Consider the following 21,328-nt stretch of genomic DNA (forward strand, 5'->3'; position numbering starts at 1 on the left):
AGACGACGAAACGACTACAGTCTGGCCTTCACGGCGGCCGAGAGTCGTGCGCCGTCGGCCTTACCCGCGGCGATCGCGGTAGCGGCCTTCATCACCTGGCCCATCTGCTTCGTGCCCGGCCGCTCACCGATCTCCTCGGCGACCTGCGCGATCGCGGTGTCGACGACATCGGCCACTTCAGCCTCGGTCAGCGGAGTGGGCAGGTATTCGTCGATGACGCGTGCTTCGGCATGCTCGTTGGCGGCCAGCTCACCGCGGCCGTTCTGGGTGTAGATCTCGGCGGCCTCCGCGCGCTTCTTGGATTCCTTGGACAGCACCTTCAGTAGGTCCGCGTCGGACAGCTCGCGCGCATCCTTGCCCGCCACTTCCTCGGTCTGGATCGCCGCGAGCAGCATCCGCAGCGTCGCGGTCCGCAGTTTGTCCTGCGACTTCATCGCCGCGGTGAGGTCTGCACGCAGTTGCTCTTTGAGTTCTGCCATGCCGCAAACTTACGCCGCAGACGTTTGTCAATTCGCATCATGATCGACAGGATGGTTGCCATGAGCACCGAGGCCGGCAATTCGGGGATCGCCGGACAGCCGCCACCGGGCTACGCACCGCCTCCGGGCTACGGGCTACCACCGGGCTACGCACCGCCACCCGGCTACGGGCCACCGCCTCCGGGCTACGGGCCACCACCCGGCTACGGGCCACCACCCGGCTACGGGCCGCCGATGCAGCCCGTCCTCAAACCGGGCGTCATCCCGCTACGACCGCTGAGCCTGTCCGACATCTTCAACGGCGCGGTCGCCTACATTCGCGCCAATCCGAAGGCGACGCTGGGATTCACCACCATTGTCGTGGTCGCCAGCCAATTGATGGCACTCGTGCTCTCGGTGGGACCGCTGGCCGTCACCGGCGAGCTGACGCAAACGCTCACCGGTGAAGAGGTGTCCACCGGCGCATTGCTGGGCTCGACACTGTCCAGCCTCGCCGGCGCCGTTGCGACCTGGTTGACGGCGATCCTGTTGAGTGGGCTGCTCACCGTCGTCGTCGGCCGTGCGGTCTTCGGCGCCGGCATCACGATTGGTGAAGCGTGGCAACGGCTCAAGGGTCGACTGTGGACACTGATCGCGTTCACGCTCATCGAAGGGTTGGGCGTCGGAATACTGGTCGCCATCGTCTTCGGCCTGATCTTCTGGATCGGGATAGCGTCCAGCGTCACCGCCGCGATCATCGTCGGCCTGCCTCTGGGTCTGCTCTTGATCGTTGCGCTGGTCTATATCTGGGTGGTTCTCAGCTTCGCGCCGCCGCTCATCGTGCTGGAACGCCTCGGCATCTTCGCCGCCATCGAGCGGTCGTTCAGGTTGGTGAAGAACGACTTCTGGCGGGTGTTCGGTATCCGGTTGCTCGCCACGATCGCGGTGCAGTTCATCGCAGGCGCGGTCACGATCCCGTTCAGCGTGGGCGGTCAGCTCCTTCTGATGGCGGCGGAGTCGACAGCGATGATGATGCTGTCATTCCTCCTGCTGTCGGTGGGCGGCGTCATCGCCCAGATCATCACCGCCCCGTTCCTGGCAGGCGTCGTCGTGCTGCTCTACACCGATCGCCGGATCCGCGCCGAAGCGTTCGACCTCGTATTGCGGACCGGCGCGGCCTACGGGCCGTCCTCGCCGTCGGATTCCACTGACCATCTGTGGCTGACCCGCCAAGCCTGACGTGCCAACGATAGACATCGACGGCGACGCCGCCCACGACGCCGCGCAACGCGAACTGCAAAAACCGATCTACCCTAAGCCAGGGCTGACCGAACGTCTCCTCGAGTGGATCAACGAGCTGCTCTACCGATTGGCCGAGTCTGGATCGCGCCTGCCCGGCGGCTGGTTCACGCTATCTGTTCTGCTGATCCTGCTCGTCGCCGGGATCATCGTCGCGATACGGATCGCACGGCGCACCATGCGGACCGACCGTGGCGGCCGCTACGCGCTGTTCGGCGAACACGAACTCAGCGCTGCCGAGCACCGCGCCACCGCCGAGCAGTGTGCCGCCGCGGGCGACTGGGCGGCGGCCATCCGTCACCGCCTGAGAGCAGTGGCCCGTGAGCTCGAGGACGCCAGGGTGCTGGATGCCATCCCCGGCCGGACGGCCACCGAGCTCGCGCGCGACGCGGGTAAGGCGTTGCCGGCGTTTGCCGCTGAATTGACCATGGCTGCAACCTCCTTCAACGATGTCACCTACGGGGAGCGACCGGGCACCGAAGCGGCATACCGGATGGTCGCCCAACTCGACGATCACGTGCGGTTCAACACCGCGACGAGTTCCGGTGCCGCTCCCGCCGCGACGCCGTCCACCGGCTGGGCGGAGGTGCGATGACGAACACGGCTGTCGGGCGCACGCTGAGGCAGCGCTGGAGTGCCTCCCGGTGGATGCTGCTGTCGCTTGTCGTCGTCATCGCAGTCGCCACTCTGATCACCTATCTGACCGCGCCCCGGCTCGGCGGCCCGATGGATCCGGCGTCCACGTCCCCCGACGGCACCCATGCACTGGTGACCCTGCTGCGCGAGCAGGGTGTCGATGTCGTCGAGGCACCGGATGTCACGGCCGTCGAAAGTGCCGCGCGGCCCGGCACTCTCATCGTCGTGTTGCAGACACTGCAGCATCTCCACGACGACGTCCTGCGGCGACTGAGCAACCTGCCGGGCGACCGGCTCCTGGTGGCACCGTCTTCGCGCACCCGTGAAGCGCTGGCTCCCCACATCACCCTTGCCGGGTCGGTGCCCTTCGGCGGTTCCGAACTCGGTTGCGACCTGCGCGAGGCGGCCCGAGCCGGCGCGGTTCAGCTCGGCGTGAGCGACGAATACGAAGCGGTGGAAGACTTTCCGATCACCCGCTGCTACGACGGTGCGCTGGTCCGCTACACCGAGGACGGACGCACCGTCACTGTCGTCGGCAGCGGGGATTTCATGATGAACGGTGGTCTGCTGACCGACGGGAACGCCGCCCTCGCGATGAACCTTGCCGGCACGAACCCGCGGGTGATCTGGTATGCGCCGCAGAAGCGCCAAGGCGAATCCGATGTGGGCGCGGAAATCTCCGACCTCGTTCCTCCCGCGGTCGGATGGATCGTGATCCAGCTGTGCCTCGCGATCGTGCTCGTCGCGTTGTGGCGGGGCCGACGCCTCGGTCCGCTTGTCGCAGAACGTATGCCGGTCGTCGTGCGCGCATCCGAGACGGTCGAGGGCCGCGGCAGGCTGTATCGGTCCCGTCGCGCTCGCGACCGCGCAGCGACGGCCCTGCGCACCGCCACCTTGCAACGGATGCTGCCGCGCCTCGGCCTGTCCATCAACGCCGAGCCGCCCGCCGTCGTCCAGGCAGTGGCGCAGCGGTCCGGCCACCACGCACAGTCGGTGGCGCACACGCTGTTCGGCTCGCCACCGCAGACCGACGACGACTTGGTCCAGCTCGCCCGTGAACTCGACAACATCGAAAGGCAGGTCGCACAATCGTGACTCAGCCACCTTCAGGTCCGGATCCCGCCGCCGCAGGTGAGGCGGCGCGAAATGCGCTGCTGACACTGCGCACTGAGATCGCCAAGGCAGTCGTCGGCCAGGAGGCTGTGGTCAGCGGCTTGGTGATCGCACTACTGTGCCGCGGTCATGTGCTGCTGGAGGGCGTGCCGGGCGTTGCCAAGACCCTGCTGGTCCGCACGCTGGCGGCCGCGCTGCAACTCGAGTTCAAACGGGTGCAGTTCACGCCCGACCTGATGCCCGGTGACGTCACCGGATCACTCGTATATGACGCCCGCACTGCCGAATTCGAGTTCCGCGCCGGTCCGGTTTTCACCAATTTGCTGCTGGCCGACGAGATCAACAGGACTCCGCCCAAGACTCAGGCCGCGCTGCTGGAGGCCATGGAGGAGCGCCAGGTCAGCGTCGACGGTGAACCGCGCCGGTTGCCCGACCCGTTCATCGTTGCGGCGACGCAGAACCCCATCGAGTACGAGGGCACCTATCAGCTGCCCGAAGCACAGCTGGACCGGTTCCTCTTGAAGCTCAACGTTCCCCTGCCGCCGCGGGACCAGGAGATCACCGTCCTCGATCGGCATGCGCGCGGCTTCGACCCTCGCGACCTGTCCGCCGTGCGACCCGTCGCGGGGCCCACCGAACTGGCGGCCGGCCGCGCCGCCGTGCAACAGGTGCTCGTCGCCGACGAGGTGCTGGGCTACATCGTCGATATCGCCGGCGCTACCCGGCATTCCCCGTCACTGCAGCTAGGGGTGTCGCCGCGCGGGGCGACCGCCCTGCTGGGCACGGCGCGCTCCTGGGCATGGCTGTCGGGCCGCAACTACGTCACCCCCGATGACGTCAAGGCGATGGCGCGGCCGACGTTGCGGCATCGTATCCAGTTGCGTCCGGAGGCCGAGCTCGAAGGCGCTCATCCCGACGGCGTGCTGGACGGGATTCTCGCAGCCGTACCGGTGCCACGGTAGTGATTCTGACCGGTCGCGCCGGCTTGGTGGCACTGGTCTGCGTGCTTCCGGTCGCGTTGTCACCATGGCCGGCAACGGCGTTCGCCGTTCTAGCCGGTGCGCTTGCGGCAGCGATCGTCCTCGACATCCTTCTGGCCGCCAGCACCCGCCGGCTGGTCTTCGCGCGATCCGGTGACACCACGGCGAGACTGGGGCAACCCGTCGACGCGGTTCTCGAAGTGGAGAACCCGGGCCCACGACGCTTGCGCGGACAGGTCCGCGATGCGTGGTCGCCCAGCGCCAGGGCCGAGCACCGGACGCATGACGTGAATATTGCTCCAGGACAACGGGTTCAACTTGTCACGACGCTACGGCCGGTTCGTAGGGGCGACCAAAGATCAGCTTTGGTGACGGCTAGGTCGATCGGGCCGTTGGGGCTGGCCGGAAGGCAGCACTCGCATCGGGTGCCCTGGCAGATCCGGATCCTGCCACCGTTCCTGTCCCGCAAGCACCTGCCCTCGCGGCTGGCCAGACTCCGCGAGCTGGAAGGGAACACCGCCGTCCTGATCCGCGGTCAGGGCACCGAGTTCGATTCGCTGCGTGAGTACGTCATCGGTGACGATGTCAGATCAATCGACTGGCGTGCCACCGCCCGGCGAGCCGACGTCGTGGTGCGGACGTGGCGACCCGAGCGTGATCGGCGGGTGGTGATCGTGCTGGACACCGGACGCACATCGGCGGGCCGTGTCGGCGTCGACCCCACCGCCGACGACCCGAGTGGCTGGCCGCGACTGGACTGGTCCATGGATGCCGCACTGCTGTTGGCCGCGCTCGCAGCGCGCGCAGGCGATCACGTGGACTTCCTCGCTCACGACCGGGTCACCCGGGCGGGCCTGTTCAACGCCTCCCGCACGGAACTCCTCGCGCAACTGGTCGGCGCGATGGCGCCGCTGGAACCCGCACTGATCGAGTCCGATGCCAGGGCGATGGTGGCCGCGATACAGCGACGCGTTCGGCGCCGGGCGCTGGTCGTGTTGCTCACCGATCTGAACGCCTACGCACTCGACGAGGGTCTGATGGGGGTGCTGCCGCAGTTGTCCGCCAAACATCAGGTTCTGTTGGCCGCTGTCGCCGACCCGCGGGTGGACGCGATGGCCGCGGGACGGGCGGACGCCGCAGCGGTGTACGACGCTGCGGCGGCCGAACGTTCGCGCAACGACCGGCGTTCGATGGCCTCGCGACTGCGGGCGGCCGGGGTCGATGTCGTGGACGCACCACCTGACGAACTGGCACCCGCACTCGCGGACCACTACCTCGCCATGAAGGCCACCGGCAGGCTTTAGCGCGTCGGCACCACATCCGGTGCATCGGAGATGTCGCCGCTCTCCCCCGCAGCGACACCCCGGCGGCCGAAATAGATTACGTAGCAGAGGAAAGCGACTTCGGCTGCCACCCCGATGGCGATACGAACGAACGTCGGCAGCGGCGACGGCGTCACCAACGACTCGATCAGCCCGGCCACGAGCAGGACAACGATCAGGCCGCCGGCGACCGCAACCACCGCCCGGCCCTGCTCGGCCAGCACCTGCGTTCGCGGCCGATGGCCCGGCGACACGACCGACCAGCCGAGTCGCATGCCAACGGCCCCGGCGAGGAACACCGCTGTCAGTTCGATGAGCCCATGCGGGGTCAGCAGGCCGAGGAAGACGTCGCCCTTGTCGGCGTCGAACATGAAGCCGGCGATCACTCCGAGGTTGAGAGCGTTCTGGAACAGGATGTACGGGATGGGGATGCCGAGCAGGATCGCGAACCCGATGCACTGCGCGGCAACCCACGAGTTGTTGATCCACACCTGCAGGCCGAACGATGCGGCGGGGTTCTCGCTGTAGTAGTTGGCGAAATCCTCGTTCACCAATTGTTCGATCTCGCTTGGTGTTTTGAGGGCCGACTGTACCTCCTGGTTGCCCGACACCCACAGCGCGATGAGCGCGGTGACGAAGCAGAACGCGACGGCCGTTGCGAGCCACCATCGCCATGAGCGATAGGCGACCACCGGGAACGACACCGTCCAGAACCTCGCGAACTCGCGCCACAGCGGCGCATGCGCACCTGTCACCACCGACCGTGCGCGGGCCACCAATCCCGACAACCGCCCGATGAGGACCGAGTCGGTGGACGCGCTGCGCACGATCGACAGGTGGGTGGACACCCGCTGGTAAAGATCGACCAGTTCGTCCACTTCGGCGCCCGTGAGCTTCCGCCGACGCCTGGTCAGCTGCTCCAGCCGCTCCCACGTCGGACGATGCGCCACCACGAACGCGTCGACATCCACCCCACGGATCCTAGTAGCGTTGCTGACATGGTCGGCCAGCAAGAACCCGTGGTGACCGGGGACGCGGTGGTTCTGGATGTTCAGATCGCCCAGCTACCGGTCCGCGCGCTGTCGGCGATCATCGACGTCACCGTGGTGTTCATCCTCTACATCACCGGCGTCGTGTTGTGGGCCAACACACTCACCCAATTCGATCCGGCGTTCTCGGCTGCGGTGCTGATCATTTTCACCGTCTTGGCGATAGTGGGGTACCCGACGATATTCGAGACGACAACCCGTGGCCGTTCGTTGGGCAAGCTCGCGATGGGACTGCGGGTGGTGTCCGACGATGGCAGCCCGGAACGTTTTCGGCAGGCCTTGTTTCGTGCGCTGGCAGGCGCGATCGAAATCTGGATGCTCACCGGCGGGCCTGCGGTGATCTGCAGCCTGGCGTCGTCGAAGGGCAAGCGGATCGGCGACATCTTCGCCGGAACCGTGGTCATCAGCGAACGTGCACCAAGAATGTCGCCGCCTCCGCTGATGCCGCCGCAGCTCGCGTGGTGGGCGTCCACGTTGCAGTTGTCCGGGCTGCATCCCGAGCAGGCCGAACTGGCACGCCAGTTTCTCTCCCGCGTATCGCAATTGGATCCACAGCTGCGTGACCAGATGGCCTACCGCATCACCAGTGACGTCGTCGCCCAGATCTCGCCGCCACCACCGCCCGGCACACCACCGCAGTACGTGCTGGCCGCGGTGCTGGCCGAGCGTCACCGCCGCGAACTCGCCCGGCTGCAGCCCGCGCCTCTTGGGCCTCCGCCCCAATGGCCGCCGGGTCCACCCCCCGTCGTCGGGTATCCGGCGCCGCCGCAGCAGGTTTCACCGCGACAGGTTCCGCCACCGTCGTCCGACCCCGGCGGTTTCGCGCCGCCGAGCTAGCGACGACTCGGGTTTCGCGACGGCGTGATGCCACGCCTGGCGGTGATCGCCTCGACCGGCCCGGGTGCGGCCGAAGTTCCCGGTCAATCGTCAGACGTCCGACCGCATGCGCGGGCGTGTGCGCCTATTCGACGGTCCGGTAGAGCTTGACCGACACCGCGGCCAACCATGCCCACGCGGCGACGACTGCGGCGGTGAACACCAAAACCGTTGTGGGCGCTCCTGATCCGGAGGACAACGCAATGAAGCTCAGCGCGAACACACCTCCGGTGATCCGCGAATACCAGGCCCAGCCGGTCTCATTGGTCCGGACGAACCACGCGCCCATCACCATGCAGGCCGCCACCAGGCAGACGAAACCAAGACCCGCGACAGCGAAGTGGGTCAGTCCGTGCCAGCTGACCTCGCCCATCCCGGGCGGCGTACCGGGAGGAAAGCCGTCCGACGGGTCGGCCCGGAAGATGCCTGCGCAGAAGACGCCGAGCCCGTATGTCCCTAGCAGTCCGGCCGCCCAGCCCGACTGCCGGCCGGGCCCGAGAGCGCGTCGCACGCCGACGGCGGCCGCGATTGTCATCGCCCCCGTCACCAGGAAGTTGACGATCTGGATCCAGCCCAGGTCGCCGTTGGACAACTGGCTCACCGCGTGTCTGGTGGGGTCGTAGCCTTCGCGGGTGAACATCTGCGCAGCCGCGACGACGACGTAGATGGGGCCTGCGATGACGCCGTAACCGAGCAACGATTTGGTTATCCGCACCGGCAACGGTGGGCAATCAGTGCTGCTCATGGGGCTCCTTGCAGTCTAATCAAACTAGACCGTCTAGTACTATCACTGCCGAACTAGACTGTCCAGTACTGAAGGGGGAGGCGGTATGACCGGGTCAGTGACGGGGCGCTCGGCGCGCAAACGCGCGACCATTCTGGCGGCAGGGCGCGAGCTCTTCCTGCGGCACGGCTATCAGGGCACCAGCGTCGACCAGATCGCCGCGTCGGCCGAGGTGTCCAAACAGACGGTCTACACGCACTTCGGCGACAAACAAGAATTGCTGTTGGCGATCGTGAACGAGGCACTGGACAGCACAGTGACGCCGTTTCTGGACCGCATCGCGAGGCTGGCCGAGACCGACGATCTGGAGATCGACCTCACCGCGCTGGCGCGCGAGTACCTGCGTGCGGTGCTCACGGAACCGGTGGTGCAGTTGCGCAGACTCGTGGTCGGCGAAGCCAACCGGGTGCCCGCCCTGGCGCAGCTCTACTACGAGCAGGCCCCCTCACGGGCGCTGGCCGCGTTCGCCGACTGCATGGAACGTCTAGACGATCGAGGTCTCCTGTCGGTGCCTGAACCCGCCGTTGCCGCAGAGCATTTCGCGTTCCTCGTCGTGGGTCGGTGCATAGACCAGGCGCTCTTCTGCGGCGGGCCGCAGGTTCTCGCCGGCATGGATGTCGACCGTCACGTCCGCGCCGGGGTCGCGCTGTTTCTCGCCGGTTACCTGCCTCGCCAGCGATAGGCTCCACGGTGGACGAACTGGGCTCCTCGGCGCTATAGGCCATCCGTGGGTCCGTTGTCTCCGAATCACGAGTATGCAGCGCCGCTATCGCATCACTCAACGCTTGCATGGTGGGCTCAGCGTCGAGGTACCGGCGGACGCGATTGCCACGACGGTTTCGGGCTGGCTGGCCGAACTCGGTGCTGACAGTCCGTTGGCCGGCGATCTGCAAAAGGCCGTGAACGAAGGTGACTGGCCGACGGCACGTGCCATCGGTGAGTACCTGGCGGTCGATGTGTCGATGTCCCCCTGAACTCAGACGTTGCATCGCGATAGTTTCCGATATATCGTCAACGTATCGGAAGCGCAGACCGTGCTTCCCGTCCGAAAGAAACGACACAAGCAATGAACACCCCATTCACACCCCCTCAAGGCCCCTTCGCGGGTCGCGGACTCGGCTTCGGCTTCGGCCCCGCCGTCAGTCCTGAAGACCGCCGTACGCTGCACGAACAGCGTCGGCAAGCTCGTCGCGGGTTCCGCGAGCACGTCCGTGAACACCGCGGCGACGCAGGGTTCGGTCCCGGTTTCGGCGGCTTCGGCCCCGGCAGCTTCGGTCCCGGCTTCGGCTTCGGCCCCGGTCGTGGCGGTCGGCGCGGCGGACCCCGTGGCGGCGGCCGCGGCAGACGCGGTGACGTGCGCGCCGCAATCCTGAAGCTGCTCACCGATCGCCCGATGCACGGCTACGAGATGATCCAGGAGATCAATGAACGCAGCCAGCAGCTATGGAAGCCCAGCCCCGGGTCGGTGTACCCGACGCTGCAACTGCTGGTCGACGAGGGCCTGCTCGTCGCGACGGAGACTGAGGGCAGCAAGAAACTCTTCGAGTTGACTGGTCAAGGCCGGGCCGCCGCAGAGAAGATCGAGACGGCTCCGTGGGACGAGATCACCGAAGGTGCCGATCCGGGCGCTGTCAGCCTGCGGGCCGCCGTTGGCCAGCTGATGGGAGCGGTCGCGCAGTCGGCGCACGCTGCATCGGCCGAACAGCAGCAGCGCATTGTCGACATCGTCAACAATGCCCGCCGCGAGATCTACGGCATCTTGGGCGAAGCCGAATAGTAGCGATCTGTGCACGTTTGGGAGCGCCCACCGCTCCTAAACGTGCACAACTCGCGTATAGCGTGGCGCCATGGACACCTTCCCGCTGGGCTCTTTCAATGTCGGGCGCGTCGGCTACGGCGCGATGCAACTACCCGGGCCGGGAGTCTTCGGTCCGCCGCGAGACCATGACGAGGCGATCGCGGTCCTGCGACGCGTAGTCGAGTTGGGTATCAACCACATCGACACGTCGCAGTTCTACGGACCGAACGTGTCCAATCAGCTGATCCGCGAAGCGCTGCACCCCTACCCCGCCGATCTCGCGCTGGTGAGCAAGGTCGGCGCCCGGCGCGACGGCACCGGGGCGTGGCTGGCGGCGCAGGAACCCGACCAACTGCGCGCCGATATCGAGGAGAATCTGCAGACACTGGGGACCGATCGCCTGGCTGCGGTCAACCTTCGCATTCACGCCGGCGATCCGAGTTCGGTTGGTCCTGTCGATCGCGAGTTGTTCGACCGTCAGCTCACGGCCATGATCAAGGCCCGTGACGAAGGGCTCATCGGAGGCATCGGCCTGTCCAGCATCGGTCCCGAGCATCTGCGAATCGCGTTGGACCGCACCGAGATTGTCACCGTGCAGAACGCCTACAACCTCGTCGATCGCACCTCGCAGCCGGTGCTCGAGGCGTGTATCGAGAACGGCATCTCGTTCGTGCCGTTCTTCCCGCTCGGGTCGGCGTTCAGCGCCGACAATCCGGTGCTCGGCCATCCCGCCGTCAAGAGTGAGGCGGAGAAACTGGGTCGCACACCCGCGCAGATCGCGCTTGCGTGGACGCTGTCCGTGGCGCCGAACGTACTGCTGATACCGGGCACATCGTCGGTGGCGCATCTCGAGGAGAACACCGCCGTGCGCGACATCACGCTCGACGACGAGACCAAACGACAGCTCGACGCCGCCGCCTAATTGCGGTTTCGGCGCGCGGACAGTCGCTGGGCGAACGTTTGCGCACCGAAATCACTACTCGACGTCGACCCAATCGAGCGTGCGCTGCACGGCTTTGCGCCAGCCGGCGTACCCGTCGGCGCGCTGCTCGTCACTCCACGCCGGGGACCAGCGGCTGCCTTCCTGCCAATTGGCCCGCAGGTCATCGGGATTCTCCCAGAATCCGACGGCGAGACCGGCCGCGTAGGCGGCACCCAGCGCGGTCGTCTCGGCGACGACGGGCTTGACCACCTCGACGCCGAGGACGTCGGCCTGGATCTGCATGCACAGATCGTTGGCGGTGATACCACCGTCGACCTTGAGTACCTCCATGTGCACCCCGGAGTCGGCCTCCATCGCGTCGACGACGTCGCGGCTCTGGTAGCAGATCGCCTCGAGCGTCGCGCGCGCCAGATGTGCGTTGGTGTTGAATCGCGACAGGCCGACGATCGCGCCGCGGGCATCCGAACGCCAGTACGGCGCAAAGAGTCCCGAGAACGCGGGCACGAAGTAGACGCCGCCGTTGTCCTCCACCTGACGGGCCAGCGACTCACTCTCCGATGCGCCGCTGATGATGCCGAGTTGATCGCGTAGCCACTGCACCGCAGAGCCGGTGACGGCGATCGAACCCTCCAGTGCGTAGACGGGTTTCGCGCCCCCGAACTGGTAGCACACCGTGGTGAGCAACCCGTTCTCCGAGCGGACGATCTTCTCGCCGGTGTTGAGCAGCAGGAAATTGCCCGTGCCGTAGGTGTTTTTGGCTTCACCCGCGTCGAGGCAGACCTGACCGACCATGGCGGCCTGCTGGTCACCCAGGATGCCGGTGATCGACACTGCGCCGCCGACCGGCCCACCCTCCAGGGTGCTGCCGTAGGAGTCCGGGTACGACGACGGCTTGATCTCGGGCAGCATCTGACGCGGAATGTCGAAGAACGACAACAGTTCGTCGTCCCAGTCAAGCGTTTCGAGGTTCATCAGCATCGTGCGACTGGCATTGGTCACGTCGATGGCGTGCACACCGCCGCGGGCACCGCCGGTGAGGTTCCACAGCACCCACGAGTCCGTGGTTCCGAAGATCGCGTCGCCGCTCTCGGCGTCGCGGCGCACCCCGTCGACATTCTCCAGGATCCACTGCAGCTTGCCGGCGGAGAAGTAGGTCGCCGGCGGCAGTCCCGCCTTGCGCCGGATCACGTCGCCGCGCCCGTCGCGGTCCAACGCGGTGGCGATGCGGTCGGTACGGGTGTCCTGCCACACGATCGCGTTGTAGTACGGCCGTCCAGTTTTGCGGTTCCACACCAGCGAGGTCTCCCGTTGGTTGGTGATACCGAGCGCCGCCAGGTCGGTGGCCGACAATTTGGTTTTGTTGAGCGCCGACTGGATGACCGCCGCGGTGCGCTCGGTGATCTCAACGGGGTTGTGCTCGACCCAGCCCGCCTTGGGCAGGATCTGCTCGTGCTCGAGTTGATGGCGGCCCACCTCGGCGCCGTCGTGGTCGAAGATCATGCACCGGGTACTGGTGGTGCCCTGGTCGATGGCGGCGACGAAATCGGCCAACTCATTCTCCCCTCGTAACGGCGACTCCAATCGACCATCATGGTCTACGTGGCCAGCCCGATCGCCGACATTGACCGCATGCCCCGCGGCGGGCCCGACGCGTCGTGCCTGGACCGGCTGCTCGAGACCGATCGCCAGGAGTACCTCGACCGCGATGACGTGGACGAGGACGTCAAACGCAGCGTGATCCGCGCCCTCGAATGGACCGGGGAACGCTTCGGGAACACCGAGAACTTCGCGCGCATCGCGCTGGACGAGGTCGCTGACGTTGCCGATCCCAAGATCCTCGAGCTCGGCGCTGGCCACGGCGGGCTGTCGCGAAAGCTGCTGGATTGGCATCCCACCGCCGAACTCACCGTCACCGACGTCGAGCCGGCGTCCGTCGCGAAAATGGCGGCGAGCGACCTCGGCGACAACCCTCGCGCGACGGTTCGCGAAATGAACGCCACCGCCATCGACGCGCCCGACGGAAACTTCGACCTCGCGGTGTTCGCGCTGTCGTTCCACCACCTGTCGCCCTCGGCTGCTTCCCGGGTTTTCGCCGAGGGCACGCGCGCCGCCGACAAGCTGGTGATCATCGATCTGCCCCGGCCGCCGGCCCCGCTGCACCTCCTGCGGCTGGCGACGATGTTGCCGTTCACGCCGTTCGTTCCCTTTCTGCACGACGGCTTCATCAGCTCGCTGCGCACCTACAGTCCGTCGGCGCTGCGGACGCTGGCCGAACATGCCGATCCGACGATCGACGTGGAACTGCGCGGCGGGCTGATGAATCCGCAGGTTGTGGTGGCCACCCGCCGATAGGCTCGGATCGTGGGCGAAGAAGTTCAGGACACCGAGTACTCCCTCGCGCACCGCCGCGAGTACCGGCGCAAGGTGCAGCAGTGCCTGGACGTCTTCGAAACCATGCTCAAGGAGTCCAGTTTCGAGTTCGAACGGCCGCTGACCGGCATGGAGATCGAGTGCAACCTCGTCGACTCCGCATACCAGCCCGCCATGACGAATCACGAAGTGCTGCAGGCGATCGCCGATCCGGCGTATCAGACCGAATTGGGTGCCTACAACATCGAATTCAATGTTCCACCGCGCCGGCTGCCCGGCCGCGCCGCACTCGAGCTCGAAGCCGATGTGCGGGCCAGCCTCAACGCTGCCGAAGCCAAGGCCAATGAGCATGACGCACACATCGTCATGGTCGGCATCCTGCCGACCCTGATGCCCGAGCACCTCACGGGGCGGTGGATGAGCGAGTCGGTGCGCTACCAGGCGCTCAACGACTCGATCTTCACCGCGCGCGGTGAGGACATCCTGATCGACATCCACGGGCCGGAACGGCTGAGCCTGCAAACCGAGTCGATCGCGCCGGAATCCGCGTGCACCAGCATGCAACTGCACCTGCAGGTCTCCCCGGCCGACTTCGCGCACAACTGGAACGCGGCGCAGGTGCTGGCCGGCCCGCAGCTGGCGCTGGGCGCCAACTCGCCGTTCTTCTACGGGCACCAGCTGTGGGCCGAGACGCGTATCGAGCTGTTCGCGCAGGCCACCGACACCCGGCCCGACGAGCTCAAGACCCAGGGGGTTCGGCCCCGCGTGTGGTTCGGCGAACGCTGGATCACCTCGATCTTCGACCTGTTCGAGGAAAACGTCCGCTACTTCCCGTCGCTGCTGCCCGAGATGTCGGACGAGGACCCGACCCATGAGCTGGCCGAGGGCCGCACCCCCAAGCTGGCCGAACTGCGGCTGCACAACGGCACGATCTACCGGTGGAACCGGCCGGTGTACGACGTCGTTGACGGTAGGCCCCACCTGCGGGTGGAGAACCGGGTGCTGCCGGCCGGGCCCACGGTGGTCGACATGATGGCCAACGCCGCGTTCTACTACGGCGTGCTCCGGACGATGGCCGAGGACGACAGGCCCATCTGGACGAAGATGAGTTTCGCTGCGGCCCAACATAATTTCGTCGAATCCGCACAAAACGGCATGAACGCGCGGCTGTATTGGCCCGGGCTAGGTGAGGTGACACCCGACGAGCTCGTGCTGCGGCAGCTGCTGCCAATGGCCGACGAGGGGCTGCAACGCTGGGAGGTGTCCGCCGACGTCCGCAACCGCTACCTCAGCGTGATCGAGGGCCGCGCGAAGACCGGTGTCAACGGGTCCGTCTGGCAGATCGCGACGGTGCATGCGCTGCAGAAGGGCGGGATGTCGCGGCCGGACGCGCTGGCCGAGATGCTGCGGCTCTACTGCGAACACATGCACAGCAACGAGCCCGTACATACCTGGGATGGCCCGTGAACAAGAGGTCGATCGCGACGCTGGTGGTACGAAAGATCGCGTGAACTACGTTGGATGCCATGGCATCAGACGACGTAATGGAATGGGACGACGCCTACCAGGAAAATGGCCACTTCCAGGGGCAGCGCCGCCGTGGAACATCGGTGAGCCGCAGCCGGAGCTCGCTGCGTTGATCAAGAGCGGGAAGATCCGCGGCGACGTGCTCGACGCCGGGTGTGGGGTCGCGGAGTTGTCACTGGCGCTGGCCGCCGAGGGCCACACGGTCGTCGGGATCGACCTGACGCGGACGGCCGTCGCCGCCGCCACCAAAGCCGCCGAGGAGCGCGGTTTGACCAGTGCGACGTTCGTCCAGGGCGACATCACGTCGTTCACCGGGTACGACGGGCGGTTCAACACCATTGTGGACAGCACCCTGTTTCATTCGCTGCCGGTAGACGGCCGCGACGGGTACCTGCATTCGGCGCACCGGGTGGCAGCACCGGGGGCGGTGTTCTACATCCTGGTGTTCGCCAACGGCGCGTTCCCGCCGGGAGCGGAGTTCGGCCCGAACACCGTCAGCGAGGAGGAACTGCGCGCAGCCGTCTCGAAGTACTGGACCGTCGACGAGATCCGGCCCGCGTTCATCCACGCCAACATGTCCTCAGCCATGCCCCCCGACGGAGCGTTCACGTTGCCGCCGTTCGAGAACGACGACAAGGGTAGGCAGAAGATGCCCGCGTTTCTGCTCACCGCGCACAAGGACTAGGTCGCAGACGCCAGCGCCTTTGCGAACTGCTCGAGTTCTTCAGCGGTGACGTCGACGTGCGGTGACGCCCGCAGCACGGACGCCGCCATCTCGAATGGGGCCCGCAGCGTTTCGGCGTAGGTGGTGACGATGCCGTGCTCGGCGATCAGCTGCGCCCGCACCTGCTGCGGGTCGGCCCCATCGACGGGTTCCAGTGTCGTGATCGCCGTCGGTTCGTCCACCGCCTCGACCACCCGCCAGCCCTCGACATCGGCGAGCACCTCGCGCGTCATCGCGCCCACCTCGGCCAGCCGTTCACCGACCCGTTGGGGTCCGGCCGCCAGGTACTCACCCAGCGCCACCGAATAACCAACGCGGGCAGCCACATTGGCTTCACCGTGTTCGAGACGCTCCATGACGGTGAGCGACATACCCCACTCCGGCGGGGGCAGCCGAGGCTTGAGTCGCTGCGCCAGATCCGCGCGCACCCCCAAAAAGCCGACACCGCGCGGACCGGCCACCCACTTGCGCGACGAACTGTAGATCGCCGAAGGCGTGACGGCGCAGTCGAGATGACCCAGCGCCTGCGCCGCGTCGATAACCAGCGGAACATCCAGGTCTCGGCACACGTCCGCCAGCGCCGCCATCGGCTGGGCGGTGCCGCGGTGGCTGGCCAATGCCGTCAGGTGCACCAGCGGCGGCCGTTCGGCCCTCAGTGTGTCGGCGGCGGCCTCGACGTCGAGCCGGCCGTCACCATCCACAGGCAGCGGGCGTACGTCAAAACCGTTGGCCGCCATGATCGCCAGGTTCGGTCCGTACTCACCGGGCAGACACGCCAGGGTGCGGACACCTGGCCAGCTGGACAGCAGGATATCGAGCGCGCTGTTGGCGCCGGTGGTGTAGGCGATGTCGGCGCCGTCGAGACCGGTCAACGCGCCCAGGGCGGCACGACCGGCGTCCAGCACCGGGACGGCGGCCGCGGCGGCGACATATCCGCCGACCTCCGCTTCGTGACGGGCATGCTGCGCCGCGGCGTCGATGACCGCGAACGTCTGCCGCGAGCACGCCGCACTGTCCAGATGCACACCGGCAACGGGCGGCCGGGCCGCGCGCCACTGCTCGGCAAGGCTCTCTGACATCACCGCTCCGACAGTGACAGGCCGAAGTCACCCGCGCTGTCGGTCCACCAGTGTGTCCGGCGCAGACCTGAGTCGGCCAACTCTGCGGCGACGCCGTCGGGGCGGAACTTGCAGGACACCTCGGTGAGCATCTCCTCACCGTCGGTGAAGTCGATCGCGAGGTCGAGAGCCTTCACCTGCACCCGCTGGGCGCGGCCGGCGCGCAGCCACATCTCGATGCGCTCCTCGTCGGTGTTCCATTTCGCGACGTGCTCGAACGCGTCGAGGTCGAAATCCGCGTCCAGCTCACGGTTGACCACGGCCAGCACGTTGCGGTTGAACTGTGCAGTGACGCCTGCGCTGTCGTCATACGCGCGCACCAGTCGATCGGTGTCCTTAACCAGGTCGGTACCCAGCAGCAGGCTGTCGCCGGACTGCAACGTCTCCGCCAACGCGGTGAGGAACTCGGCGCGCGGGCCCGGCGTGAGGTTTCCGATCGTCGATCCGAGGAAGACGACCAACCGGCGGCCAACCCGGGGGATCTTGCCGAGATGCTCCTCGAAGTCTCCGCACACCGCGTCGATCTCGATTCCCGGGTATTCCTTCTCGATGGCGGATCCGGCGGCCTTGAGCACCGACGCGTCGACGTCGAAGGGTATGAACCGCCGCAGGGATCCGTTGTCGCGCAGGGCATCCAGCAGCATCCGGGTCTTCTCCGAGGTGCCGCTGCCCAGCTCGACAAGCGTGTCCGCCCCGGAGGCGGCCACGATTTCGGCCGACCGCTCGCGCAGGATCTGCGCCTCGGTTCGCGTGGGATAGTACTCGGGCAAACGGGTGATCTGGTCGAACAGATCGCTACCCGCGGAGTCATAGAACCACTTGGGCGGCAACGATTTCGGGGTCTGCGTCAAACCGTCGCGCACATCGCGGCGCAGCGCCTGTCCTGCCGAGTCGGCTGACAAGTAATTCGAGAGGGCGAAGGTCATCACGATCCTTTCAGCGGGATCAGTTCGATGTCCCGGCCGAGAACCGAGACCAGGTGGCGATCGGGAACTTCCTGCCAGTCGGGGTTGTCATCGTAAGGTTCGCTGGCCAACACCACTCCGTCGTCGCGCCGCAGCGTCGAAAGGGTGTCACCCCAGGTGGTGGCCAGCAAGCGGGAACCGTTGCCCGCCAGTATGTTCAGGCGCGCGTTGGGGTCCGCGTCGGCGACCTCGACGATGGTGTCTCCGAGCGCGTCCAGCCCGCGCTCGAAGATCAACGCAGCCAACACCGCGCTATCGCAGGTCGATTCGGCCTTCTCCGACAATGGCAGCACCGCGCGGTCGACGAGTCCGTTGTGCGACAGCAGCCAGTGACCGTCGGTGAAAGGCGCGGACGCCGACGGCTCGATAGGCATGCCTACGCTCGCAGACCGTACGGCCGCGACGATGCACCCGCTTCCCAACGCGGGTGCCACCGACGCGAACGATGCGTCTCCCCACAGCGGCGCGGCGCTGCGCCAGCGACGCGGTGTGCGTCCGTCGAAGAACCCGACCCCCCAGCCGTCGGCGTTCATCAGCCCGTGCTTCTGTCGCCGCGGTGAATACGACTGCACCAGAAGGCCATTCGCAGGCTCCAGCAGCAGCGACGCGACGGACACCGACCTGCCGAGCCAGCCAAGGTGACGGCACATCAGTCGGCATCCCACGCCAGACGCACACCGGCGAAGATCTGCCTGCGAATCGGATGGTCCCAGTTGCGGAAGCTGGGCCGCAGGATGCTCGGCGCGACCGCCCACGACCCGCCGCGCAGCACCTTGTAGTCGCCGGCCCCAGAACCCTCGAAGAACGGAGCGGAGTACTGCTCGTAGAGCATCGGGGTGAAGCCCGGCCACGGCCGCAGCGGCGACGTGGTCCACTCCCACACATCGCCCAGCATCTGTTCGGCGCCACAGGCCGACGCACCCGCCGGATAAGCGCCCACCGGCGCGGGCCTCAGCGCGTCGCCGCCGAGGTTCGCCAGGTGCGCGGTCGGTTCCGACGAACCCCACGGATAGCGGCGCCGGGCCTGCACCGCGGGATCCCATGCGCAGGCCTTCTCCCACTCCTCCTCGGTGGGTAGCCGCGCACCCGCCCATTCGGCGTATGCCTCGGCTTCGAAGAAGGTGACGTGCTGGACGGGTTCGTCGGCGGGGATGGCCTCGACATGTCCGAAGCGGGTGCGGGTGCCCGCCAGATCGCCTGAGAGGTTCCAGAACTGCGGTGCCCGCAGATCGGCCTCCTGCTGGTGCGCCCAGCCGCGTGCGGACCACCATCGCCGTTGGTCGTAACCACCGTCGTCGACGAAGTCGCGCCACTCGCCGTTTGTGACGGGCACCGTGCCGATGCGGAAGGCGGGCAGGTCGACCACGTGCGCACAACGCTCGTTGTCCAGCGAGTGCGGTTCGGTGACCGCGTCCACTCCCAGGACGAACTCACCGGCGGGGACGAGCACCGACGTACCCGCAACACCGGCCCGGCCTGGCGGCAGCGGCGCTCCCCGGTCCAGCAGCGCGGGCCCCGTCCGCAGGTTCAGCGCCTGCAGCATGGTTTCGTCGTGCTGGTTCTCATGGCTGATCACCAGACCGAAATTGAACTCGGCCTCGGAATCCGCGGGGCCTTCGGGCAACGCGTCGAGGTGGTCGAGCGCCTTGTTGCGCACGGTCGAGCAGTAGGACCTGGCTTCGGCCGGCGACAGCAACGGCAGCTCAACGCGGCTTGCACGAGAGTTGAGGAACGCGTCGTAGCACCGCTCCACCGCAGGATCGAGAAGTCCGGGCCGGCCGGGGTCGTTGCCCCGCAGCAGCCACAATTCTTCCTGCCAGCCGATGTGGGCGAGATCCCACACCAGCGGGCTCATCAGCGGGTCGTACTGGCGGTGAAGTTCGGCGTCGTCGAAGTCGACCAACCGCAGAGTCCGGTCACGGGCCGTCGTGAGTTCGCGGGCGAGTCTCTCGCGTACCGTCACAACTCCCCTTGCGCCAGATGAGTGACCGCCGGTGCGATCCCGTACTTCACGACCCGGTCGGAGAAATCGTCGGCCGGGCACCGTCCCTGTTCCACCGAACGCACCAACTGCTGCATCGATTCCTCGAGTTCGGCGGGCGCACGTTCGGCGGCCGCCTGCACACATATCGCGGCGGCATCGGCGAGCCTGCGGTCACCGAGGCCGATCTGCGCGGCACGGTCCCACGCCGTCGCGACGGATTCGGTGGCCTCCGCGGCGATATCGGCCGCCGCCGGGTCGTCGAGCAGCGTGACGAGCGTGAACACCACGGCGGGCCACACCGCGTCCGGAACGCTGTCGAGGTAGCGGATCTCCAGCCATCGCCGCGGCCGGACGGGCGGGAACAGCGTGGTCAGGTGGTAGTCCAAATCGCTGTGCGTCGGCCTACGGTCGCCGAGTCGCACGCGGCCGTCAGCCCAGTCGGCGAACGGCACCCACGTGGTCAGCGGGATCACTTCGGGACTCTTCACGAGCATGACCGGCGCCTTCAGCGCGTACCGGGCCCAGTCGCGGGCCGGGTCGTCACCGCTGGCACCGAGCACGGGTCCGCAGCGCGCCGAGTCCAACTGACTCCATACATGTTGGCGTGCCGACCGCCATCCCGCGAACTTGCCGCCCAGCAGGGGGGAGTTGGCGGCGATCGCGATCATGGTCGGCCCGAGTGCATGCGCGAGCCGCACCCGCTGGGCCCAGCCTGCGCGTGGACCCGCGTCGAGGTTGATCTGAATCGAGGCCGTCGACGTCATCATGGCAGCGCCGGCGGCTCCGGTGTCGCTGGCCTTGAAGAACGTCTCCATCGCTTGGTAGCGAGGCCCGGGGTTGACGCGTTTGGCCGGCCGCAGCGGATCGGCGCCGAGCAGTACCAGCCCCAGACCCGCCTGTGCGAATGCCGCACGCAGCGCGGCGCGGTCGGCCTGCATCGAGGCGATGGCCGACAGCGGACCGACCATCGGCGGACCCGACAACTCGACGGCTCCACCGGGTTCGACCGTCACCGCGCTACCCCCGGGCAACGCCGAAAGGCCACTGATGATCTCGGTGAGTTCGTCCCAGCAAGGCCGGCGCATGGGGTCGGCCAGGTCGAAGCAGTGCGCCTCGACCTCCAGGCCCACCTGGCCGACGGGGCCGTCGTTCAGACAGTGGTCACTGACGTAGCGGTGCGCATCGTTGGCGCTGGTCAGTTCGCCATTCGGGGGTTCGATCTGATGTGCGTCGTCCACCTCGGACGTCATGGCGAAGGTCATGTCTTCCGGCCCCTTCCGGGTAGGGAACGATCGTGTCCTTCAGTACATCTTCCAGACCGCACCGACAAAGTCCCACGAAATTTTCTGTGACGTCGTTGGTGGGGGTACCCAGATGGTCGC

At 67.0% G+C, this 21,328-nt stretch carries 21 protein-coding genes and 1 pseudogene; 13 read left to right on the forward strand and 9 right to left on the reverse strand.

The genetic code is table 11. The features are described from left to right. Positions 1–14: 14 nt before the first annotated feature. Positions 15–479 (reverse strand): GatB/YqeY domain-containing protein, encoded by a 465-nt coding sequence (locus G6N36_RS19305; protein ID WP_163688502.1) that lies wholly within the window; start codon positions 477–479, stop codon positions 15–17. A gap of 60 nt (positions 480–539) precedes the next feature. Here G6N36_RS19305 and G6N36_RS19310 point away from each other — a divergent pair, with 60 nt between their 5' ends. The 5 genes from G6N36_RS19310 to G6N36_RS19330 are packed head-to-tail and all read left to right on the forward strand — an operon-like array spanning position 540 to position 5,790. Beyond that, positions 540–1,697 (forward strand): DUF7847 domain-containing protein, encoded by a 1,158-nt coding sequence (locus G6N36_RS19310; RefSeq protein ID WP_179964819.1) that lies wholly within the window; start codon positions 540–542, stop codon positions 1,695–1,697. 1 nt (position 1,698) lies between these two features. Continuing rightward, positions 1,699–2,352, forward strand: a complete 654-nt coding sequence (locus tag G6N36_RS19315) for a DUF4129 domain-containing protein (RefSeq protein ID WP_163688504.1) — start codon at positions 1,699–1,701, stop codon at positions 2,350–2,352. Further along, positions 2,349–3,488 carry a DUF4350 domain-containing protein gene (locus tag G6N36_RS19320; protein WP_163688505.1) on the forward strand — a complete coding sequence of 380 codons (1,140 nt, stop codon included), beginning with the start codon at positions 2,349–2,351 and terminating at the stop codon, positions 3,486–3,488. The genes G6N36_RS19315 and G6N36_RS19320 overlap by 4 nt, the downstream gene beginning before the upstream one ends. Continuing rightward, positions 3,482–4,468: an AAA family ATPase gene (locus tag G6N36_RS19325; RefSeq protein WP_163690765.1), complete on the forward strand. Its 987-nt coding sequence runs from the start codon at positions 3,482–3,484 to the stop codon at positions 4,466–4,468. Before G6N36_RS19320 ends, G6N36_RS19325 begins: the two co-directional genes overlap by 7 nt. Next, complete coding sequence (locus tag G6N36_RS19330; RefSeq protein ID WP_163688506.1) at positions 4,468–5,790, forward strand: DUF58 domain-containing protein; 1,323 nt, start codon at positions 4,468–4,470, stop codon at positions 5,788–5,790. The genes G6N36_RS19325 and G6N36_RS19330 overlap by 1 nt, the downstream gene beginning before the upstream one ends. On the opposite strand, the gene G6N36_RS19335 is transcribed toward G6N36_RS19330, so the two are convergent. Beyond that, positions 5,787–6,779: a stage II sporulation protein M gene (locus tag G6N36_RS19335; protein WP_163688507.1), complete on the reverse strand. Its 993-nt coding sequence runs from the start codon at positions 6,777–6,779 to the stop codon at positions 5,787–5,789. The two genes, G6N36_RS19330 and G6N36_RS19335, sit on opposite strands and share 4 nt — an antisense overlap. Positions 6,780–6,806: 27 nt before the next feature. Between G6N36_RS19335 and G6N36_RS19340 the strand changes: the two genes are divergently transcribed. After that, the gene (locus G6N36_RS19340) at positions 6,807–7,694 is read left to right on the forward strand and encodes an RDD family protein (RefSeq protein ID WP_163688508.1); all 888 of its coding nucleotides are present in this window, start codon (positions 6,807–6,809) and stop codon (positions 7,692–7,694) included. Positions 7,695–7,818: 124 nt separating this feature from the next. Here the strand turns inward: G6N36_RS19340 and G6N36_RS19345 are convergent, their stop codons facing one another. Further along, positions 7,819–8,478, reverse strand: coding sequence for a DUF998 domain-containing protein (locus tag G6N36_RS19345; protein WP_163688509.1), 660 nt, complete (start codon positions 8,476–8,478; stop codon positions 7,819–7,821). An 85-nt stretch (positions 8,479–8,563) separates the two neighbouring features. On the opposite strand from G6N36_RS19345, the gene G6N36_RS19350 reads away from it, so the two are divergent. From G6N36_RS19350 to G6N36_RS19365, 4 genes are all read left to right on the forward strand, one after another. Beyond that, entirely contained in the window at positions 8,564–9,199 is a 636-nt protein-coding gene (locus G6N36_RS19350) for a TetR/AcrR family transcriptional regulator (RefSeq protein ID WP_163688510.1), read from the forward strand. A 73-nt stretch (positions 9,200–9,272) separates the two neighbouring features. Next, positions 9,273–9,491, forward strand: coding sequence for an Rv2628 protein family (locus G6N36_RS19355; protein ID WP_163688511.1), 219 nt, complete (start codon positions 9,273–9,275; stop codon positions 9,489–9,491). 92 nt (positions 9,492–9,583) lie between these two features. Continuing rightward, positions 9,584–10,294 carry a PadR family transcriptional regulator gene (locus G6N36_RS19360; protein WP_163688512.1) on the forward strand — a complete coding sequence of 237 codons (711 nt, stop codon included), beginning with the start codon at positions 9,584–9,586 and terminating at the stop codon, positions 10,292–10,294. 70 nt (positions 10,295–10,364) lie between these two features. Beyond that, positions 10,365–11,237 carry an oxidoreductase gene (locus G6N36_RS19365; protein WP_163688513.1) on the forward strand — a complete coding sequence of 291 codons (873 nt, stop codon included), beginning with the start codon at positions 10,365–10,367 and terminating at the stop codon, positions 11,235–11,237. Positions 11,238–11,291: 54 nt separating this feature from the next. Here G6N36_RS19365 and glpK read toward each other — a convergent pair whose 3' ends face one another. Further along, positions 11,292–12,809 (reverse strand): glycerol kinase GlpK, encoded by a 1,518-nt coding sequence (glpK, locus tag G6N36_RS19370; RefSeq protein ID WP_163688514.1) that lies wholly within the window; start codon positions 12,807–12,809, stop codon positions 11,292–11,294. 39 nt (positions 12,810–12,848) lie between these two features. On the opposite strand from glpK, the gene G6N36_RS19375 reads away from it, so the two are divergent. From G6N36_RS19375 to G6N36_RS19385, 3 genes and pseudogenes are all read left to right on the forward strand, one after another. Further along, entirely contained in the window at positions 12,849–13,610 is a 762-nt protein-coding gene (locus G6N36_RS19375) for a class I SAM-dependent methyltransferase (protein ID WP_179964821.1), read from the forward strand. Positions 13,611–13,619: 9 nt separating this feature from the next. Then, positions 13,620–15,095 carry a glutamate-cysteine ligase family protein gene (locus tag G6N36_RS19380; protein WP_163688515.1) on the forward strand — a complete coding sequence of 492 codons (1,476 nt, stop codon included), beginning with the start codon at positions 13,620–13,622 and terminating at the stop codon, positions 15,093–15,095. 59 nt (positions 15,096–15,154) lie between these two features. Then, positions 15,155–15,840: pseudogene (locus tag G6N36_RS19385) on the forward strand (class I SAM-dependent methyltransferase). On the opposite strand, the gene egtE reads toward G6N36_RS19385, so the two are convergent. The 5 genes from egtE to egtA are packed head-to-tail and all read right to left on the reverse strand — an operon-like array spanning position 15,837 to position 21,208. Next, entirely contained in the window at positions 15,837–16,958 is a 1,122-nt protein-coding gene (gene egtE, locus G6N36_RS19390) for an ergothioneine biosynthesis PLP-dependent enzyme EgtE (RefSeq protein ID WP_163690767.1), read from the reverse strand. The pseudogene G6N36_RS19385 and the gene egtE overlap by 4 nt on opposite strands. After that, entirely contained in the window at positions 16,958–17,923 is a 966-nt protein-coding gene (gene egtD / locus G6N36_RS19395; protein WP_163688516.1) for an L-histidine N(alpha)-methyltransferase, read from the reverse strand. The genes egtE and egtD overlap by 1 nt, the downstream gene beginning before the upstream one ends. Beyond that, positions 17,923–18,612, reverse strand: coding sequence for an ergothioneine biosynthesis protein EgtC (egtC, locus tag G6N36_RS19400; RefSeq protein WP_163688517.1), 690 nt, complete (start codon positions 18,610–18,612; stop codon positions 17,923–17,925). Before egtC ends, egtD begins: the two co-directional genes overlap by 1 nt. After that, complete coding sequence (gene egtB / locus G6N36_RS19405; protein WP_163688518.1) at positions 18,612–19,925, reverse strand: ergothioneine biosynthesis protein EgtB; 1,314 nt, start codon at positions 19,923–19,925, stop codon at positions 18,612–18,614. Before egtB ends, egtC begins: the two co-directional genes overlap by 1 nt. Then, complete coding sequence (egtA, locus tag G6N36_RS19410; protein WP_163688519.1) at positions 19,922–21,208, reverse strand: ergothioneine biosynthesis glutamate--cysteine ligase EgtA; 1,287 nt, start codon at positions 21,206–21,208, stop codon at positions 19,922–19,924. Before egtA ends, egtB begins: the two co-directional genes overlap by 4 nt. Positions 21,209–21,328 lie beyond the last annotated feature (120 nt).

The organism is Mycolicibacterium gadium, from assembly GCF_010728925.1.
Taxonomy (GTDB): Bacteria; Actinomycetota; Actinomycetes; order Mycobacteriales; family Mycobacteriaceae; genus Mycobacterium; species Mycobacterium gadium.

Bases quoted from the DNA above. Each gene is read 5' to 3' on its own strand.
- G6N36_RS19305 (WP_163688502.1), bottom strand. From the start codon at position 479: ATGGCAGAACTCAAAGAGCAACTGCGTGCAGACCTCACCGCGGCGATG.
- G6N36_RS19310 (WP_179964819.1), top strand. From the start codon at position 540: ATGAGCACCGAGGCCGGCAATTCGGGGATCGCCGGACAGCCGCCACCG.
- G6N36_RS19320 (WP_163688505.1), top strand. From the start codon at position 2,349: ATGACGAACACGGCTGTCGGGCGCACGCTGAGGCAGCGCTGGAGTGCC.
- G6N36_RS19340 (WP_163688508.1), top strand. From the start codon at position 6,807: ATGGTCGGCCAGCAAGAACCCGTGGTGACCGGGGACGCGGTGGTTCTG.
- G6N36_RS19345 (WP_163688509.1), bottom strand. From the start codon at position 8,478: ATGAGCAGCACTGATTGCCCACCGTTGCCGGTGCGGATAACCAAATCG.
- G6N36_RS19350 (WP_163688510.1), top strand. From the start codon at position 8,564: ATGACCGGGTCAGTGACGGGGCGCTCGGCGCGCAAACGCGCGACCATT.
- G6N36_RS19355 (WP_163688511.1), top strand. From the start codon at position 9,273: ATGCAGCGCCGCTATCGCATCACTCAACGCTTGCATGGTGGGCTCAGC.
- G6N36_RS19360 (WP_163688512.1), top strand. From the start codon at position 9,584: ATGAACACCCCATTCACACCCCCTCAAGGCCCCTTCGCGGGTCGCGGA.
- G6N36_RS19365 (WP_163688513.1), top strand. From the start codon at position 10,365: ATGGACACCTTCCCGCTGGGCTCTTTCAATGTCGGGCGCGTCGGCTAC.
- G6N36_RS19375 (WP_179964821.1), top strand. From the start codon at position 12,849: ATGGTCTACGTGGCCAGCCCGATCGCCGACATTGACCGCATGCCCCGC.
- egtE (WP_163690767.1), bottom strand. From the start codon at position 16,958: ATGTCAGAGAGCCTTGCCGAGCAGTGGCGCGCGGCCCGGCCGCCCGTT.
- egtD (WP_163688516.1), bottom strand. From the start codon at position 17,923: ATGACCTTCGCCCTCTCGAATTACTTGTCAGCCGACTCGGCAGGACAG.
- egtC (WP_163688517.1), bottom strand. From the start codon at position 18,612: ATGTGCCGTCACCTTGGCTGGCTCGGCAGGTCGGTGTCCGTCGCGTCG.
- egtA (WP_163688519.1), bottom strand. From the start codon at position 21,208: ATGACCTTCGCCATGACGTCCGAGGTGGACGACGCACATCAGATCGAA.